Source organism: Methylobacterium sp. Gmos3, from assembly GCF_056430985.1.
The window spans coordinates 120,911-135,487 of the sequence record NZ_JBWJYL010000006.1 but is presented as its reverse complement, the minus strand read 5'-3'; the positions used below and the strand labels follow the sequence as shown (position 1 = coordinate 135,487).

Annotated in this window: 13 protein-coding genes and 1 pseudogene; 4 read left to right on the top strand and 10 right to left on the bottom strand. The window is 69.3% G+C overall.

The window, feature by feature from the left end; all coding sequences use genetic code 11:
- Positions 1-170 precede the first annotated feature (170 nt).
- Genes nrdR through ACS5Q7_RS13780 form a run of 3 tightly spaced genes read left to right on the top strand, consistent with a single transcriptional unit; the run spans position 171 to position 2,416 of the window.
- Positions 171-695, top strand: coding sequence for a transcriptional regulator NrdR (gene nrdR, locus ACS5Q7_RS13790; RefSeq protein ID WP_478339871.1), 525 nt, complete (start codon positions 171-173; stop codon positions 693-695).
- Positions 696-712: 17 nt separating this feature from the next.
- On the top strand, positions 713-1,792 hold the full coding sequence (ribD, locus tag ACS5Q7_RS13785; protein WP_478339870.1) for a bifunctional diaminohydroxyphosphoribosylaminopyrimidine deaminase/5-amino-6-(5-phosphoribosylamino)uracil reductase RibD: 1,080 nt from the start codon (positions 713-715) through the stop codon (positions 1,790-1,792).
- Positions 1,793-1,795: 3 nt separating this feature from the next.
- Positions 1,796-2,416: a riboflavin synthase gene (locus tag ACS5Q7_RS13780; protein WP_478339869.1), complete on the top strand. Its 621-nt coding sequence runs from the start codon at positions 1,796-1,798 to the stop codon at positions 2,414-2,416.
- Positions 2,417-2,420: 4 nt separating this feature from the next.
- On the opposite strand, the gene ACS5Q7_RS13775 is transcribed toward ACS5Q7_RS13780, so the two are convergent.
- Positions 2,421-2,849: a PaaI family thioesterase gene (locus ACS5Q7_RS13775; protein ID WP_478339868.1), complete on the bottom strand. Its 429-nt coding sequence runs from the start codon at positions 2,847-2,849 to the stop codon at positions 2,421-2,423.
- A 230-nt stretch (positions 2,850-3,079) separates the two neighbouring features.
- On the opposite strand from ACS5Q7_RS13775, the gene ACS5Q7_RS13770 reads away from it, so the two are divergent.
- Positions 3,080-4,810 carry a GGDEF domain-containing protein gene (locus ACS5Q7_RS13770; RefSeq protein WP_478339867.1) on the top strand — a complete coding sequence of 577 codons (1,731 nt, stop codon included), beginning with the start codon at positions 3,080-3,082 and terminating at the stop codon, positions 4,808-4,810.
- Between the two features lie 104 nt (positions 4,811-4,914).
- Here the strand turns inward: ACS5Q7_RS13770 and ACS5Q7_RS13765 are convergent, their stop codons facing one another.
- The 9 genes and pseudogenes from ACS5Q7_RS13765 to plsX form a co-directional block, all read right to left on the bottom strand.
- Positions 4,915-6,471: a SpoVR family protein gene (locus ACS5Q7_RS13765; RefSeq protein ID WP_478339866.1), complete on the bottom strand. Its 1,557-nt coding sequence runs from the start codon at positions 6,469-6,471 to the stop codon at positions 4,915-4,917.
- A gap of 235 nt (positions 6,472-6,706) precedes the next feature.
- Positions 6,707-8,002 (bottom strand): YeaH/YhbH family protein, encoded by a 1,296-nt coding sequence (locus ACS5Q7_RS13760; protein WP_478339865.1) that lies wholly within the window; start codon positions 8,000-8,002, stop codon positions 6,707-6,709.
- Positions 8,003-8,099: 97 nt separating this feature from the next.
- A complete protein-coding gene (locus tag ACS5Q7_RS13755; protein WP_478339864.1) occupies positions 8,100-10,052 on the bottom strand; it encodes a PrkA family serine protein kinase in 1,953 nt (650 codons plus the stop codon).
- A 229-nt stretch (positions 10,053-10,281) separates the two neighbouring features.
- On the bottom strand, positions 10,282-10,752 hold the full coding sequence (locus tag ACS5Q7_RS13750; RefSeq protein WP_478340131.1) for an Ig-like domain-containing protein: 471 nt from the start codon (positions 10,750-10,752) through the stop codon (positions 10,282-10,284).
- A gap of 83 nt (positions 10,753-10,835) precedes the next feature.
- Complete coding sequence (locus tag ACS5Q7_RS13745) at positions 10,836-11,255, bottom strand: hypothetical protein (protein ID WP_463847521.1); 420 nt, start codon at positions 11,253-11,255, stop codon at positions 10,836-10,838.
- Between the two features lie 70 nt (positions 11,256-11,325).
- The gene (locus ACS5Q7_RS13740; RefSeq protein WP_478339863.1) at positions 11,326-11,817 is read right to left on the bottom strand and encodes a MerR family transcriptional regulator; all 492 of its coding nucleotides are present in this window, start codon (positions 11,815-11,817) and stop codon (positions 11,326-11,328) included.
- 185 nt (positions 11,818-12,002) lie between these two features.
- Positions 12,003-12,335, bottom strand: a pseudogene (locus tag ACS5Q7_RS13735) (integration host factor subunit alpha); the annotation flags it as partial.
- Between the two features lie 134 nt (positions 12,336-12,469).
- On the bottom strand, positions 12,470-13,435 hold the full coding sequence (locus ACS5Q7_RS13730; protein ID WP_478339862.1) for a beta-ketoacyl-ACP synthase III: 966 nt from the start codon (positions 13,433-13,435) through the stop codon (positions 12,470-12,472).
- A 57-nt stretch (positions 13,436-13,492) separates the two neighbouring features.
- Positions 13,493-14,527: a phosphate acyltransferase PlsX gene (gene plsX, locus ACS5Q7_RS13725; RefSeq protein WP_478339861.1), complete on the bottom strand. Its 1,035-nt coding sequence runs from the start codon at positions 14,525-14,527 to the stop codon at positions 13,493-13,495.
- Positions 14,528-14,577: the final 50 nt, after the last annotated feature.

The following is a 14,577-nucleotide window of genomic DNA, read 5'->3' as shown; positions in this document are numbered from 1 at the left end:
CAAAGGACCAAGTCCTTTGGCGGGGTCCAGGGGCAAGGCCCCTGGGAATGGCAGGGCTCCGCCCCGCGCCCCGCCAAAGGGCTCGCCCTTTGGAAACCCCTTTGTTACGAGACGGCCGCGGATCAGCCCGATCCGCGGCCGTTTCCGTTTCGACCGAGAGAACCCGCCCGATGCGGTGCCCCTATTGCGGTGGGTCCGACACGCAGGTGAAGGACTCGCGCCCCTCCGAGGATGGCGCCGCCATCCGCCGCCGCCGGGTCTGCCCGGATTGCGGGGGCCGCTTCACCACCTTCGAGCGGGTGCAGCTGCGCGAACTCACCGTGGTGAAACGCTCCGGCAAGCGCGTGCCCTTCGACCGGGACAAGCTCCAGCGTTCCATCGACGTGGCGTTGCGCAAGCGCGCGGTCGAGCCGGAGCGAATCGAGCGCCTCGTCAGCGGCATCACCCGCCAGTTGGAGAGCGCGGGCGAGGCCGAGGTCGCCTCGGAGGCGATCGGCGAACTGGTGATGGCGGGGCTGAAGGGCCTCGATGACGTCGCCTATGTGCGCTTCGCCTCGGTCTACAAGAATTTTCGCGAAGCCAAGGACTTCGAGGACCTGCTCGGCACCCTCGGCGGCACCCTGGTGCCCGCCCTCGACCCGGAGCCAGACCCGGAGCCGAAGCCCGCCCCTCGCCGCCGGGCTCTGAAGCCGTGAGCCGGGACGCGAATTTCATGCGCCTCGCCCTGGCGCTGGGACGCCGGAACCTCGGGCGGACATGGCCGAACCCCTCCGTGGGGGCGGTGGTGGTCGCGCCGGATACGGACACGATCATCGCAGCCGCCGTCACGGCGCCGGGCGGGCGCCCCCATGCCGAGCCGCAGGCCCTCGCCCAGGCCGGCGCGGCGGCGCGCGGCGCCACGCTCTACGTCACGCTGGAGCCCTGCTCCCATCATGGCCGTACGCCGCCCTGCTCGAAGGCGATCATCGCCGCCGGGATCGGGCGGGTGGTGAGCGCCCTCGAAGACCCGGATCCCCGCGTCGCCGGGCGCGGCCACGACCTGCTCCGCGCGGCGGGCATCGCCGTCGACACCGGCCTGTGCCGGGAGGAGGCGGCCCGCGACCATCGCGGCCACATCACCCGCGTCACCCTCAAGCGGCCGATGCTGCACTTGAAGCTCGCCCGCACCCGCGACGGCTTCGCCGCCGGGGCCGGCACCGAACGCCTGCGCATCACCGGGCCGGTGGCGGACGGGGCGGTGCATCTCTGGCGCGCCCATGCCGACGCGATCCTCGTCGGCATTGGCACGGTCAGGGCGGACGACCCGTCGCTCACCGTTCGGCTGCCGGGGCTGGCGGCGCGCTCGCCCCTGCGGATCGTGCTCGATTCCGCCCTGCACCTCTCCCCCGCGAGCGTCCTGGCCCGCACGGCGCGGGACGTGCCGGTGCTGGTCCTCACCACCCGCTCCGCACCGGTCCATGCCCGCCGCGCCCTCGAATCGCTCGGCGTCGAGGTGGTGCCGGTCGCGGCCGGTGCCGAGGGGCGGATCGATCTGGCGGCGGCCCTGGGCCTGCTCGGCGAGCGCGGCCTCACCCGCCTGTGCAGCGAGGGCGGCCCCCGCCTCGCGGATGCGCTGGCGCAGGCCGACCTCATCGATGCCGTCACGCTGCTCACTGGCCCGGAACCGGCGGGGCCGGAAGGCGGGTTGCCCGCCATCGGCCCGGCGCTGGCCCGCCGGATCGCCGGATTCGCCATGGCCGAGGACTTGGTCCTCGGGCATGACAGGGCCGTCACCTATGCGCGGAGCGTCTGAGGCATGTTTACGGGTCTCGTCAGCGATGTCGGCACGGTTCTCTCGGTGGCGGGGGAGGGCGAACTGCGCCGCATCGCCATCCGCTGCGCCTACGATCCGGCGGGGATCGCGCTCGGCGCCTCCATCGCGTGCTCCGGCCCGTGCCTCACGGCGGTCGCGATCGAGCCGGCCGAGGGCGGCGCGATCTTCCAGGTCGATGCGGCGGCCGAGACCCTGGCGCGCACCAATGTCGGGGAATGGGCGCCGGGCCGGCGGATCAACCTCGAACGCTCCCTCAAGATCGGTGACGAACTCGGCGGACATCTCGTCACCGGGCATGTCGATGGGCTGGCGGAGATCGTCGCCCGCGACACGGTGACAGGCGGGGCCTGGGGGCCGAGCGAGCGCTTCACGCTCCGCGCGCCCTCTGCGCTCGCGAAGTTCATCGCCGAGAAGGGCTCGGTCTGCCTCGACGGCACGTCGCTCACCGTGAACACCGTGGATGGCGACCTGTTCTCGGTGCTCCTGATTCCCCACACCCTTCAGGTCACGACCTGGGGCGAGCGGAAGGCCGGCGACAGGCTGAACCTCGAGGTGGATCTCATCGCCCGCTACGCCGCCCGGCTCTCGGAGGCGCGGGGCTGAGGCCTCAGCGCGGCGGGATCGAGTAGGTGCCCGTCGCGTGGCAGACCACGTCCTCGTGCCCGACCGAGGTGATCGCGACCTCGCCCATGGCGAGGCGCCGCCCGAGCTTCATCAGCCGGCACTCCGCGTGCAGATCGCCGGAGGCGGGCTTGCGCAGGAAGTTGAACGTGAGGTTGGTCGTCACCGCCAGGGCGACCGGGCCGATATTGGCGAGGATCGCCGCGTAGAGGGCATAGTCGGCCAGGGCCATCATCGCCGGCCCCGACACGGTGGCGCCGGGCCGCAGAAAGCGCTCATGCGCCTCGAGCCGCATCCGCGCGGTCAGCGGCCCCACCGCTTCCAGGTGATAGGCGCGGCCCCCCGCCTGCATCTGCGGGAACTCGGTGTCGAGGAAAGCCTGCGTCTGCGCGAGGCTCATGATCGTGCCACTCATGCGCTCCATGCAGCACGGCACGCCGCCCGGGGCAATCGCACCCCGTCTCCTGTCCACCATCGGATGACACTCACACAGAAATGACAGGTTCCGCTTAGTTTCGGCGCTCTCTCCGGAGCATTCGCCGGCTCCACTTCACCTGTCGTTGTGGTGTTTGCGCTAAAACCATGCTGCGAACCCTGGATGCTCCCGCCACGTCTGGCGTGAGGTCCGGGTCTTCCCGGACTGGCATGGCGGTGACGATCCGAATTCAACATCTGCAATGGGTCGTGGGGGCGTTGGCGGCTTTCGGCTGCTCGGCGCTGGGCGGCACCCTCGTCGTGTCCAACCTCACCGAGCTGAGCCGGGCAGGGCGGGCGGTCGACGACGCGTCGCGTTTCGGCCTCGTCATGGCCGCCACCGACATGATCTCTGCCGAGCGCGGCCCCAGCAACGCGGCGATGGATCCGTTCGGGCCATCCTCCGAAGAGGTGCTGAGCCGGCTTGCCACCATCCGTGCGACCACGGATCGGCGTCTCGCGGAGGTCCAGAGCGCCGCCTTGCAGGACAAGGCGGTGCTCGACTCCGTCGCGCGCCGTCTCGTGGCGGCGCGGGCCAAGGTCGATGCCATCTGCGCCAAGGCGCCGGAAGAGCGCTCAGGCGCGATGATCTCCGAGGCCATCAAGGCGATGTTCGCCGTTGCGGACGAGGCGGAGACGCTTCGCAGCGAGTTCGGGCGCCGGCTCCTGCGCAACGCGCCCGAGGTCGGCGCCGAGGTGCTGCTTCAGGCGGAGGCCAGCAGCCTGCGTGAGCAGGCCGGCCGCCTCGGCTCCTACGCCGTGATGACGCTGACGGGCGGATTGCCGGTCGACGAGGCGAGGTTCGCGGTGCTCCGCACCCGGGACACCATCCGGCACCTCTGGCGGAACCTTGCCACGTTCGGGAAGAACTACGCCGACGACCCCGCCGTGAGCGAGGCACTGGCGCGGGTGGAAGCGGATTACTTTGCCGGCAGCCTACCCATGGCCATGGAGGTGTTCGCCGAGCCGACCCTGAGGGGCAGCGCCGCCGAGTTCACCCGCCGCTACGTGCCGGGCCTCGCCGCGCCGACCGCCCTAAAGGACCGGCTCGGCGCGCTCACCCTGCGCCGGATCGAGAAGGCCCGCGAAGCCGCCATCGCCGCGACCCTGGCCTCGGCCGGCATCACGGCGTCCGTCGTTCTGGTCCTGCTCTGGCTCGGGCTGACGTTCCGCAAGCGCCTGTTCGCGCCGCTCATCGCCGTGCGCGAGGACATCCTCGCCCTGTCGGTCGGGCGGCTGGAAGAGCCGGCGCCCCGCGCCCCCTGCGGCCCGGAGATCGACGGCATGTTCGCGGGCCTCGCGGTGCTGCGCGGGGAGTTGCGGCGCAAGGCCGTGCTCGAACGGGCGCGGCGCCGCACCAACCGCAACCTCAAGGTGCTCGTGCACACGGATTCGCTCACCGGCCTCTACAACCGTCGCGCGGTGTCGGATCAGGCGCCGGGGATGATCGCCTCCGCCGCGCGGTCAGGCCTGCCGGTGGCGGCGATCCTCGTGGACATCGATCACTTCAAGACGGTCAACGACCTTCACGGCCATGCCTGCGGCGATGCCGTGCTCCGGCGGGTGGCGATGGTGCTGAAATCCATCGTGCGGTCCGACGATCTGCTCGCGCGCTACGGCGGCGAGGAGTTCCTGATCCTCGCCCCCGGCCTCGATGAGGAGGCGGCCAGGGAGATGGCGGAGCGGATGCGGGTCTGCCTCGCCGCGCCGGACGCGCGGCAGAACGGACCCGCCGTGACGGGCAGCTTCGGCGTCGCCTGCCGCGGATCGCGATCCGACCGCGACTGGGAGACTCTGGTCGCGCAGGCCGATTCCGCCCTGTACCGGGCCAAGCGCCTCGGCCGCAACCGCGTCTGCACCGAGGCGACCGCCGCCGTTCTGGTCCACGCGCAGCGGGCGTGATGGCTGTTCCGGTCGACCGGTCGCGTCGCTCCCCCGCCCTCGCTTCGGCTCCGGCTCGCGAGGACGGGGGAACGGTGCCGGTTCGCCGGAGATAGGACGAGGATTCAGAAGAAGGTCGGCCGGGCGCTTGCGCTCATCTCGCTGAGGACGTTCCCGGACGCCTCCACCTCCTTGAGCACCACGTCGTAGCCCCAGAGGTCGGCGAGGTGCTGCAGCACGCGGCGGGCGTCGTCCTTCTGCAGGGTGATCTTGTTGAGCACCTTGTGGTGGAGGACGAGGCGGCGATCCCCTTCGAGATCGACGTCCACCACCTCGATGTCGGGATCGAGCCACGCCACGTCGTATTGCCGGGCGAAGGAGCGGCGCAGGCGGCGGTAGCCGCGCTCGTCGTGAATCGCCTCGACCCGCAGGGCCTGCTCGTCGGGATCGTCCACCACGTGGAACAGGCGCAGATCGCGCATCAGCTTGGGCGAGAGGAACTGCGCGATGAAGCTCTCGTCGCGGTAGTTCTCCCAGCAGTCGCGCAGCACCTCCATCCCGTCGCCCCGCCCGGCGATGTCGGGGAACCACTCCCTGTCTTCGTCCGTCGGCGTTTCCGCGATCCGGGCGATGTCCTGCATCATCGCGAAGCCGATCGCGTAGGGGTTGTGCCCGCCATAGGACCGGTCGTCGTAGTTCGGCTGGCGGATGACGTTGGTGTGCGATTGCAGGAATTCGAGATAGGCGGCCTCGGTGATCTGGCCGCTCTCGGAGAGGGCGTTCATGATCCGGTAGTGGACGTAGGTGGCGCAGCCCTCGTTCATCACCTTGGTCTGGCGCTGCGGATAGAAGTACTGCGCGACGAGGCGCACGATCCGCAGGATCTCCCGCTGCCAGGGGCGCAGGCGCGGGGCGACCTTTTCCAGGAAGTAGAGGATGTTCTCCTGCGGCAGTTCCAGCAGGGCGCGGCGGCGCTCGGCGGCCATGTCGGAGGGGGCGGCGCCCGGCTTGTTCGGCAGGGTGCGCCACAGGTCGTTGTAGATCTGCTCGCCGTGCTCCACCCGCTCGCGCTCCCGGCGCTGTTCGGAGGCGAGATCGGGCCGCTTCTTGCGCGGGTAGCGGTGGACGCCCTGGCTCATCAGGGCGTGGGCGGCGTCGAGCACCTGCTCCACGGCCTGGTGGCCGTAGCGCTCCTCGCAGCGGGTGATGAAGCCCTTGGCGAAGTCGAGATAGTCCAGGATGCCCTCGGCATCGGTCCACTGCCGGAACAGATAGTTGTTCTTGAAGAAGTGGTTATGGCCGAACGCGGCATGGGCGATGACGAGCGTCTGCATCGTCGCCGTGTTTTCTTCCATCACGTAGGAGATGCACGGGTCCGAGTTGATGACGATCTCGTAGGCGAGCCCCATCAGGCCCCGGCGGTAGCCCGATTCGTGCTGGGCGAAATGCTTGCCGAAGGACCAGTGCTTGTAGAACAGCGGCATGCCGATGGAGGCATAGGCGTCCAGCATCTGCTCGGCGGTGATGATCTCGATCTGGTTCGGATACCAGGACAGCCCGAGCCGCCGCGCCTCAACCTCGCAGGCATCGTGGATGCGGCGGATGGTGTCGAAATCCCAGTCGTTGCCGGTGAACAGGGGTTTGTCGGCGCGGGCGATCGGCGGGGGTGCGAGGCGTGTCATGGCATCTCCCGAAGGATCTCGGAAATCTCCCTCCCCCCTCTGCGGGGGAGGGTGGCCCCCGAAGGGGGTCGGGAGAGGGGAGCGACGGCGCAGGATGTGGTGCCGCCCGTCGTCAAACGCCTGCCCCGTCCGGCACGGGCGCTCCCCTCTCCCCCCCTGCTGCGCAGGGTACCCTCCCCCGCAGAGGGGGGAGGGGGAGCGGCGTGGCGGGACGGACGAGCCATGCCCACCACCGTCAAGCCTCCGCCTTGTCCTTGCGGCCGAACAGCTCGCGGAACACGGGGTAGATCTCCCGGCGGTGGTTCACCTTGCGCATGGCGATGGGGCCGCCCGCCTTGGCGATGGCCTCGTAGGTCCGCCACAGGGTGGTGCGGTGCTCCACGAAGCCGGCACGGGGGCCGTTCTCGTCGCCCACCTCGAGATAGGCGAAGTGCTGGCAGGCCGGCAGGATGTCGGCCCGCAGCAGGTCCGTCGCGGTGGGGCCGTCGCTCGACACGTTGTCGCCGTCGGAGGCCTGGGCGGCGTAGATGTTCCAGTCGTTCGGGTCGTAGCGCTCGGCGATCACCCGCTTCATCTCGATCAGCGCCGAGGAGACCAGCGTGCCGCCGGTCTCGCGGGAGCCGAAGAAGGTCTCCTCGTCCACCTCGGTGGCCCGATCGGTGTGGCGGATGAAGACGATCTCCACGTGGCGGTAGCGCCGCGTGAGGAAGATGTGGAGCAGGATGTAGAACCGTTTGGCGAGGTCCTTCATGTGCTCGGTCATCGAGCCGGACACGTCCATCAGGCAGAACATCACCGCCTGCGCGATGGGTCGCGGATAGGGCTCGAAGCGGCGGAAGCGCAGGTCGATGGGGTCGACGTAGGGAATCCGCTTCGCCCGCTCCCGCAGCAGGGCGAGCGAGGCTTCGAGGTCGGCCCGCACCGGGTCGCCCTCGAGCAGCGCCGCGATGCGGGTCTCCAGGGCCTCGACCTCCTCGGGCTTCGGCCGCTTCAGGGCGATGCGGCGCGACATCGAGTTGCGCAGCGTCCGCGTCAGGGCGAGGTTGGCGGGCGAGCCCGTCACCGTGTAGCCGGCCCGGCGCAGGCCTTCCGTCTCCACGATCGACAGGCGGCGCTTGGCAAGGTCCGGCAGTTCGAGGTCTTCGAGGAACAGTTCCAGGAACTCGTCCCGGGTGAGGACGAACTGGAAGGCGTCCTCGCTGTTCTCGCCGCCGTCGCCGCCCTCGCCGGAGCCGCCGCCGCTCCCGCCGCCGCCCGGCGGGCGGTCGATCGTATCGCCTTCGACGTAGGTCTTGTTGCCGGGCAGGATGTGGTCGTGCCGGCCGCTGCCGGGCTGGCGGCTGAAGCGCGGCTCGCGCACCCCATCCGCCGGCACGGTGACGCGGCCGTCCTTGCCGAGGTTCTTGATGTCGTTCTCTCGGGCCGATTCACGCACCGCCCGCTGGGCCACGTCCTTCACGCGGCGCAGGAAGCGCTGACGGTTCGGGAGGCTCTTGCCCCCCGGATTGAGGCGTCGGTCGACGATGTGCATCAGGTGCTCAAGCCCTCGCCCGCGTGTCCGGCCGGCTGGAAGTCTCGCCGGCCGATCGTCCGAAACTGTGGCGGCTGAGGGTGTTCGAACCCGGCCCTCAGCCCGCCTGCTTCACCCGCATGTACCATTCCACCAGACGGCGGACCTGCCGCTCGGTGTAGCCCCGCGACACCATCCGCTCGACGAACTCGCCGTGCTTCTTCTCGGTGTCGCCGTCCTTCTTGGAACCGAAGGAGATGACCGGCAGAAGCTCCTCGACCTGGGAGAACATCCGCCGCTCGATCACCTCGCGCAGCTTCTCGTAGCTGGTCCAGCTCGGGTTGCGCCCGCCATGCTGCGCCCGCGAGCGCAGGGCGAACTTCACCACCTCGTTGCGGAAGTCCTTCGGGTTGGCGATGCCGGCCGGCTTCTCGATCTTAGTCAGCTCCTGGTTCAGGAGCTCCCGGTTCATGAGCTGGCCGGTCTCGGAATCCTTGAAGTCCTGATCCTCGATCCAGGCATCGGCGTAGTCGATGTAGCGGTCGAACAGGTTCTGGCCGTAATCGTGGTACGATTCGAGATACGCCTTCTGGATCTCGTGGCCGATGAACTCGGCGTAACGGGGCGCCAGTTCCGTCTTGATGAACTCGAGGTACTTCTTCTCGGTCTCCGGCGGGAGCTGTTCCCGGCGGAGCGACTGCTCCAGCACGTACATGAGGTGCACGGGGTCGGCGGACACCTCGGTCGTGTCGTGGTTGAAGGTCGCAGCCAGCACCTTGAAGGCGAAGCGGGTCGAGATCCCGTCCATGCCCTCGTCGACGCCGGCCGAATCCTTGTACTCCTGCATCGAGCGGGCGCGGGGATCGACCTCGCGCAGGCTCTCGCCGTCGTACACGCGCATCTTCGAGAACAGGTTCGAGTTCGCGTGGTCGCGTAGGCGCGAGAGCACCGAGAATCGCGCCAGCATCTCCAGCGTGCCCGGCGCGCAGGCCGCGTCCGAGAGTTCGGAGCCGGAGATCAGCTTGTCATAGATCTTCTGCTCCTCCGTCACCCGGAGGCAGTAGGGCACCTTGATGACGTAGATGCGGTCGATGAAGGCTTCGTTGTTCTTGTTGGTCTTGAAGGTCTGCCACTCGGCCTCGTTCGAGTGGGCGAGGATCACGCCCGTGAAGGGAATCGCGCCGATATTCTCGGTGCCGACATAGTTGCCCTCCTGCGTCGCGGTGAGCAGCGGGTGGAGCATCTTGATCGGCGCCTTGAACATCTCGACGAATTCGAGAACGCCCTGGTTCGCCCGGTTCAGGCCGCCGGAATAGGAGTAGGCGTCCGGGTCCGCCTGGGAAAGGGTTTCCAGCCGGCGGATGTCGACCTTGCCGACGAGGGACGAGATGTCCTGGTTGTTCTCGTCGCCCGGCTCGGTCTTGGCGATGCCGATCTGCCGCAGGCGCGACGGGCGCACCTTGATGACCTTGAACCGGGAGATGTCGCCGCCGAACTCGTCGAGGCGCTTCAGCGCCCAGGGGCTCATGAGCCCGGTGAGGCGGCGGCGCGGGATGCCGTAGCGGCGCTGGATCTCCTCGCCCATCACCTCCGGGTCGAACAGGCCGAGGGGGCTCTCGAAGACGGGGGAGACCTCGTTGCCGGCCTTCAGCACGTAGATCGGGTGGAACTCCATGAGCAGCTTCAGCCGCTCGGCGAGGGAGGATTTGCCGCCGCCGACCGGGCCGAGGAGGTAGAGGATCTGCTTGCGCTCCTCCAACCCTTGCGCCGCGTGCCGGAAGAACGAGACGATCCGCTCGATCGTCTCCTCCATGCCGTAGAATTCGCGGAAGGCGGGGTAGGTGCGGATCGTCCGGTTCATGAAGATCCGGCCGAGGCGGGAATCCTTGGCCGTATCCACGAATTCCGGCTCGCCGATCGCCGCCAGGATGCGCTCCGCCGCGGAGGCGTACATCAGCGGTTCGTCGCGGCAGGCTTCGAGATACTCGGAGAGGCTCATCTCCGTGTCGCGGCGCGCTTCGTAGCCGCGGGCGAAGCTCTGGAAGAGGTCGTTCGTCGCTTGCATAGGCATTCGCGTCACCCTCTCAGACCGGGACAGCTTCATCCTGTCCCGGCTCGGATGCAACCGACAGGTCCGCCATTTGTCGCAGTGCGGCGACGACGACGCAATCATGGTGATTGCGTGCAACACTCGTGGACACGAATTCCGCACTCGTCAGACTACGGAGTGGTATTCTTCCAAGAGCCTCTGTTGTCGTCGCCGAAAAACGATGCATTGAGCGAATTCGACTGCCTGCGGCTTAAAGGTCGGTGCCTTCTTTCTTGGCATCGGTCGATGGCTTGGCGGTGGCGCCGCCGACGGTGATCTTGATCGTCTGGGTCTGGATCTGCCCGTCCGAAGACTTGACCTCGAACGTGACCTCGTCCTGGCCGCTGTAGCCTGCATTGGCCTGGTAGAAGAGTGCCTGAACGGCGGCCTCCTTGTTCGGGCAGCGGTAGCTCGCGGGGGTCTTCAGCTTGCCGACCTTGGTGATCACCGAGCCGTTCTTCGGCGCGCCGGACACCTTGAACTCCGGCATCGGGCCGGAGCTGCAATCCTTCTTGAGGTTGGGCGCGATCTCCAGCCGCACCGTCTGGCCCGGTGCCACCGTCTTGGAGCGCGTCACCGTCGTCTGGGCGGCGGCGGGGACCGCCAGCAACAGGACGCCGAACAGGGCCGGGAAGCAGCGGCCGGGGAGGGCGGTGGCGATCGTCACGGGGCAGGTCTCCATCGCGGGCAGTGGACCGGCCCGCCTGATGGGCATGTGGGAACGTCCACGGCGCGCGTCGAGGGGCGCCCGCCGACGAACCCGCCTCAGTCCTGAAGCGCCGCCGCGACGATGCCGGTGACGCGGGCGATCTGGGCCGGGGTGAACTCACCGCTGAGGGTCGAGGCCAGCCGTTCCTCCACCCGCGCCCGCTCGCCGGCGTCGGCGATGGGGGAGGCGGGGATCTCGTCCTCCTTCAGGCGGCAGACCTTGCGGATCGTCTCGGCGGCGGCGAGCAGCTTCTGGCGGTCGGCGGGGCCCATCTCCCACAGGGGCGCGCGCAGGCGCGCGATCACCCGCCGCGCGTCGCGGTATTTCGGGTCGACGGCGGTCGCCGCCTCGACCTGACTGACCAAGGTGATCAGTTCGAGGATCTCGGAGGCCGCGTCCGGGCAGGCGCGGACGATCCGCAGGATGCGGGCCATCAACTCCTGGCTGGGCGACAACTTCTGGTTAGGGGCGGCCATGCGGGCGACAACGCAAGTCTCCCGGTAAAGTTCGGCCCTTGCGACAAAGCCTTGCCGGGCCTTGCCTTCGCTAGTCCGGCGGCTGGCGCAGCCCGTCGAGGATCGCCCGGCAGGCCCGCATCTCGAGGAGGGCGTCCTCCAGGGCGGCCTGATCGACGGAGGGGAGGGCGGTGCTCGCCGAATCGTCGGCGGCGTGCCCCTCGGCGCCGGCATCGAGGTCCTGCAGCGGCGGCGGCGCGGCCATGGCCTCGCCCCGGCCGACCGCCTGGACGAAGCGGATGCCGTTCTCCTTGATGATCCGCTGCGCGCCCTTGATCGTGTAGCGACGGACATGGAGCAGGTGCTTGATGCCGGCGACGAGGTCGACATCCTCCGGCCGGTAGTAGCGCCGGCCGCCGGCCCGCTTCATGGGGCGGATCTGGCCGAACCGCGTCTCCCAGAAGCGCAGGACATGCTGCGGCACGTCCAGTTCCTGCGCCACTTCGCTGATCGTGCGGAAGGCGCCGGCGCTCTTCTCCCGCGCCTCGTTCGTGTCGTCGGTGGAGGCGAGCGCTGGGGGCATCGTGATTCGGGGTGATCCGGTGTGTGAAGGGAACTCTGCCGTCGCCGGGGTTCCCGCTCAAGCCTGGATTCCACCCTCCGTCATTGCGAGCGGAGCGAAGCAACCCAGGGGCGGAGGGCCGTTTTCAGAACGTGGCGTTTCCCTGGATTGCTTCGCTGCGCTCGCAATGACGATGAAGGGGACCCTCACTCGTCGTCGTCCTCGCCCTCGCCGTTGAGGCCGTTGATGCGGGCCTTGAGGACGTTCGAGGGCTTGAACACCATCACCTGACGGGGCTCGATGGCCACCTCGACGCCGGTCTTGGGGTTGCGGCCGACCCGGCGGCCCTTGCTGCGCACCACGAAGGAACCGAACGAGGACAGCTTCACCGTCTCGCCGTTGGCGAGACAGGAGCAGATCTCGGAGAGCACGGTTTCGACCAGGGCGGCGGACTCGGTCCGTGACAGCCCGACCTGATGATAGACGGCCTCGCTCAGGTCGGCACGCGTCACCGTCTTCCCCGCCATTCCTCGTCCCCTCGCCGGCTTGGCCCTGTCCCGATGCGGGCCTCCGGGCGGTGTTCCCGCCGTGCCCTGTGGGACGTATCTCTATGATCCACCACGCTAATCCGCTGCGGCGGCCTGGTCAACCACGGGTTTCGCGGCCTCGCCCATTACCAACGGAGGAGTGCTGCGCCCCAGCTGAAGCCGCCGCCGATCGCCTCGATCATCACGAGGTCCCCCGGCTTGATGCGGCCGTCCCGGACGGCCACGTCGAGGGCCAGCGGGATCGAGGCGGCGGAGGTGTTGCCGTGGCGGTCGACGGTCATCACGATCTTCTCGCGGGCGATGCCGAGCTTGTCGGCGGAAGCCTCGATGATCCGGCGGTTGGCCTGGTGCGGCACGAACCAGTCGAGATCGTCGGCGGTCACGCCCGCCTTCGCGAAGGCGTCCACGATCACGTCCGTCACCTGCCCCACGGCGAAGCGGAACACGTCCTTGCCCTCCATGCGAAGATGGCCGACCGCGCCGGTCGAGCCGGGGCCGCCGTCGACGTAGAGCTTGTCCCGATACCGCCCGTCCGAGCGCAGGGCCGAGGAGAGCACCCCGCGCTCGCCGCCCTCGCGGGCTTCCAGCACCACGGCCCCGGCGCCGTCGCCGAACAGCACGCAGGTGGTACGGTCCTCCCAATCGACGATTCGCGAGAAGGTCTCGGCGCCGATCACCAGCGCGCGTCGGGCCGCCCCGGTGACGAGGAACTTGTCGGCGGTGGTGACGCCGAACACGAAGCCGGCGCAGACCGCCTGCAGGTCGAAGGCCGCGCCCTGGCCGATGCCGAGTGCCGCCTGGATCTCGGTGGCCGTGGCGGGGAAGGTGTGGTCCGGCGTCGAGGTCGCGCAGATCACGAGGTCGATGGAGTCGGGGCCGAGCCCGGCTGCGTCGAGGGCGGCCTGGGCGGCCCGGCTGCCCAGTGTCACGGTGGTCTCGTGCGGGGCGGCGATGTGGCGCTGACGGATGCCGGTCCGCTGGACGATCCATTCGTCGGAGGTCTCGACCCGCTCGGCGAGCATGGCGTTGGTGACCGCCCGCTCGGGCAGGCAGGAGCCTGTGCCGAGGACGACGGAACGCAGGGCTGACATCGTGTGGTCCTTTCCGGCAGGCCCGTCGTGCGGCCCGCCCGTCTCCTCAAGCGGCGCTCAGGCCGGGGCGAGCGCCGGCGTCTGGTCGAGCATCTCGCGGATGGTGCGGATCATGTCGTGGCGGGCCATGTCGTGGGCGAGGTCCACGGCGGAGGCGAAGCCGGCGGCGTTCTCGGAGCCGTGGCTCTTCACGACGATGCCTTCGAGGCCGAGGAACACGCCGCCATTGGCGCGGCTCGGGTTCATCTTGTCCCTCAGCGCCCTGAAGGCGTGGCGGGCGAAGAAGGCGCCGATCTTGGCCGAGAGGGTGCGGGTCATGGCCGAGCGCAGATAGGAGCCGATCTGCTTGGCCGTGCCCTCGGCGGTCTTGAGGGCGATGTTGCCGGTGAAGCCCTCGGTGACGACCACGTCCACCGTGCCCTTGCCGAGGTCCGTGCCCTCCACGAAGCCATGGTAGGTCAGGCCCGCGGCTTCCATCTCGCGCAGCATCCGGGCGGCTTCCTTCACCGCCTCGTTGCCCTTCATCTCCTCGGTGCCGACGTTGAGCAGGCCGACCGTCGGCCGGTCGAGGTCGAACACGATGCGGGCCATGGCCGAGCCCATCACCGCCATCTCCACCAGATGCTCGGCATCGGTGCCGATGGTGGCGCCGACATCGAGCACGACGCTCTCGCCGCGCACGGTCGGCCACAGGCAGGCGATGGCCGGGCGCTCGATCCCCGACATGGTCTTCAGGCAGATCTTCGACATCGCCATCAGCGCGCCGGTGTTGCCGGCCGAGACGCAGGCATCGGCCTGCCCGTCGCGCACCGCCTGCACCGCCTGCCACATCGAGGACTTGCCGCGCCCCTGGCGCACGGCCTGGCTCGGCTTGTCGTCCATGGCGATGGAGACGGTGGTGTGGCGGATCTCGACGCAATCCTTCAGCCGTGGCTCGGCGGCCACCAGCGGCGCGAGAATCGCCTCGTCGCCGAACATCAGGAAGGTCATGCCGGGGTGGCGCTCGCGGGCGATGGCGGCACCGGGCACCACCGTCGCGGGGCCGTGGTCGCCACCCATGGCGTCGAGCGAGATGCGGACGCGGTCGGACATATGATTACGGTTCGCGGCCTCGGCGGGGAGGGATCCGGCGGGGGACCGCC

Coding starts and splice junctions, on each gene's coding strand:
- nrdR (WP_478339871.1), top strand. CDS start 171: ATGCGGTGCCCCTATTGCGGTGGGTCCGACACGCAGGTGAAGGACTCG.
- ribD (WP_478339870.1), top strand. CDS start 713: ATGCGCCTCGCCCTGGCGCTGGGACGCCGGAACCTCGGGCGGACATGG.
- ACS5Q7_RS13780 (WP_478339869.1), top strand. CDS start 1,796: ATGTTTACGGGTCTCGTCAGCGATGTCGGCACGGTTCTCTCGGTGGCG.
- ACS5Q7_RS13775 (WP_478339868.1), bottom strand. CDS start 2,849: ATGAGTGGCACGATCATGAGCCTCGCGCAGACGCAGGCTTTCCTCGAC.
- ACS5Q7_RS13770 (WP_478339867.1), top strand. CDS start 3,080: ATGGCGGTGACGATCCGAATTCAACATCTGCAATGGGTCGTGGGGGCG.
- ACS5Q7_RS13765 (WP_478339866.1), bottom strand. CDS start 6,471: ATGACACGCCTCGCACCCCCGCCGATCGCCCGCGCCGACAAACCCCTG.
- ACS5Q7_RS13760 (WP_478339865.1), bottom strand. CDS start 8,002: ATGCACATCGTCGACCGACGCCTCAATCCGGGGGGCAAGAGCCTCCCG.
- ACS5Q7_RS13755 (WP_478339864.1), bottom strand. CDS start 10,052: ATGCCTATGCAAGCGACGAACGACCTCTTCCAGAGCTTCGCCCGCGGC.
- ACS5Q7_RS13750 (WP_478340131.1), bottom strand. CDS start 10,752: ATGGAGACCTGCCCCGTGACGATCGCCACCGCCCTCCCCGGCCGCTGC.
- ACS5Q7_RS13745 (WP_463847521.1), bottom strand. CDS start 11,255: ATGGCCGCCCCTAACCAGAAGTTGTCGCCCAGCCAGGAGTTGATGGCC.
- ACS5Q7_RS13740 (WP_478339863.1), bottom strand. CDS start 11,817: ATGCCCCCAGCGCTCGCCTCCACCGACGACACGAACGAGGCGCGGGAG.
- ACS5Q7_RS13730 (WP_478339862.1), bottom strand. CDS start 13,435: ATGTCAGCCCTGCGTTCCGTCGTCCTCGGCACAGGCTCCTGCCTGCCC.
- plsX (WP_478339861.1), bottom strand. CDS start 14,527: ATGTCCGACCGCGTCCGCATCTCGCTCGACGCCATGGGTGGCGACCAC.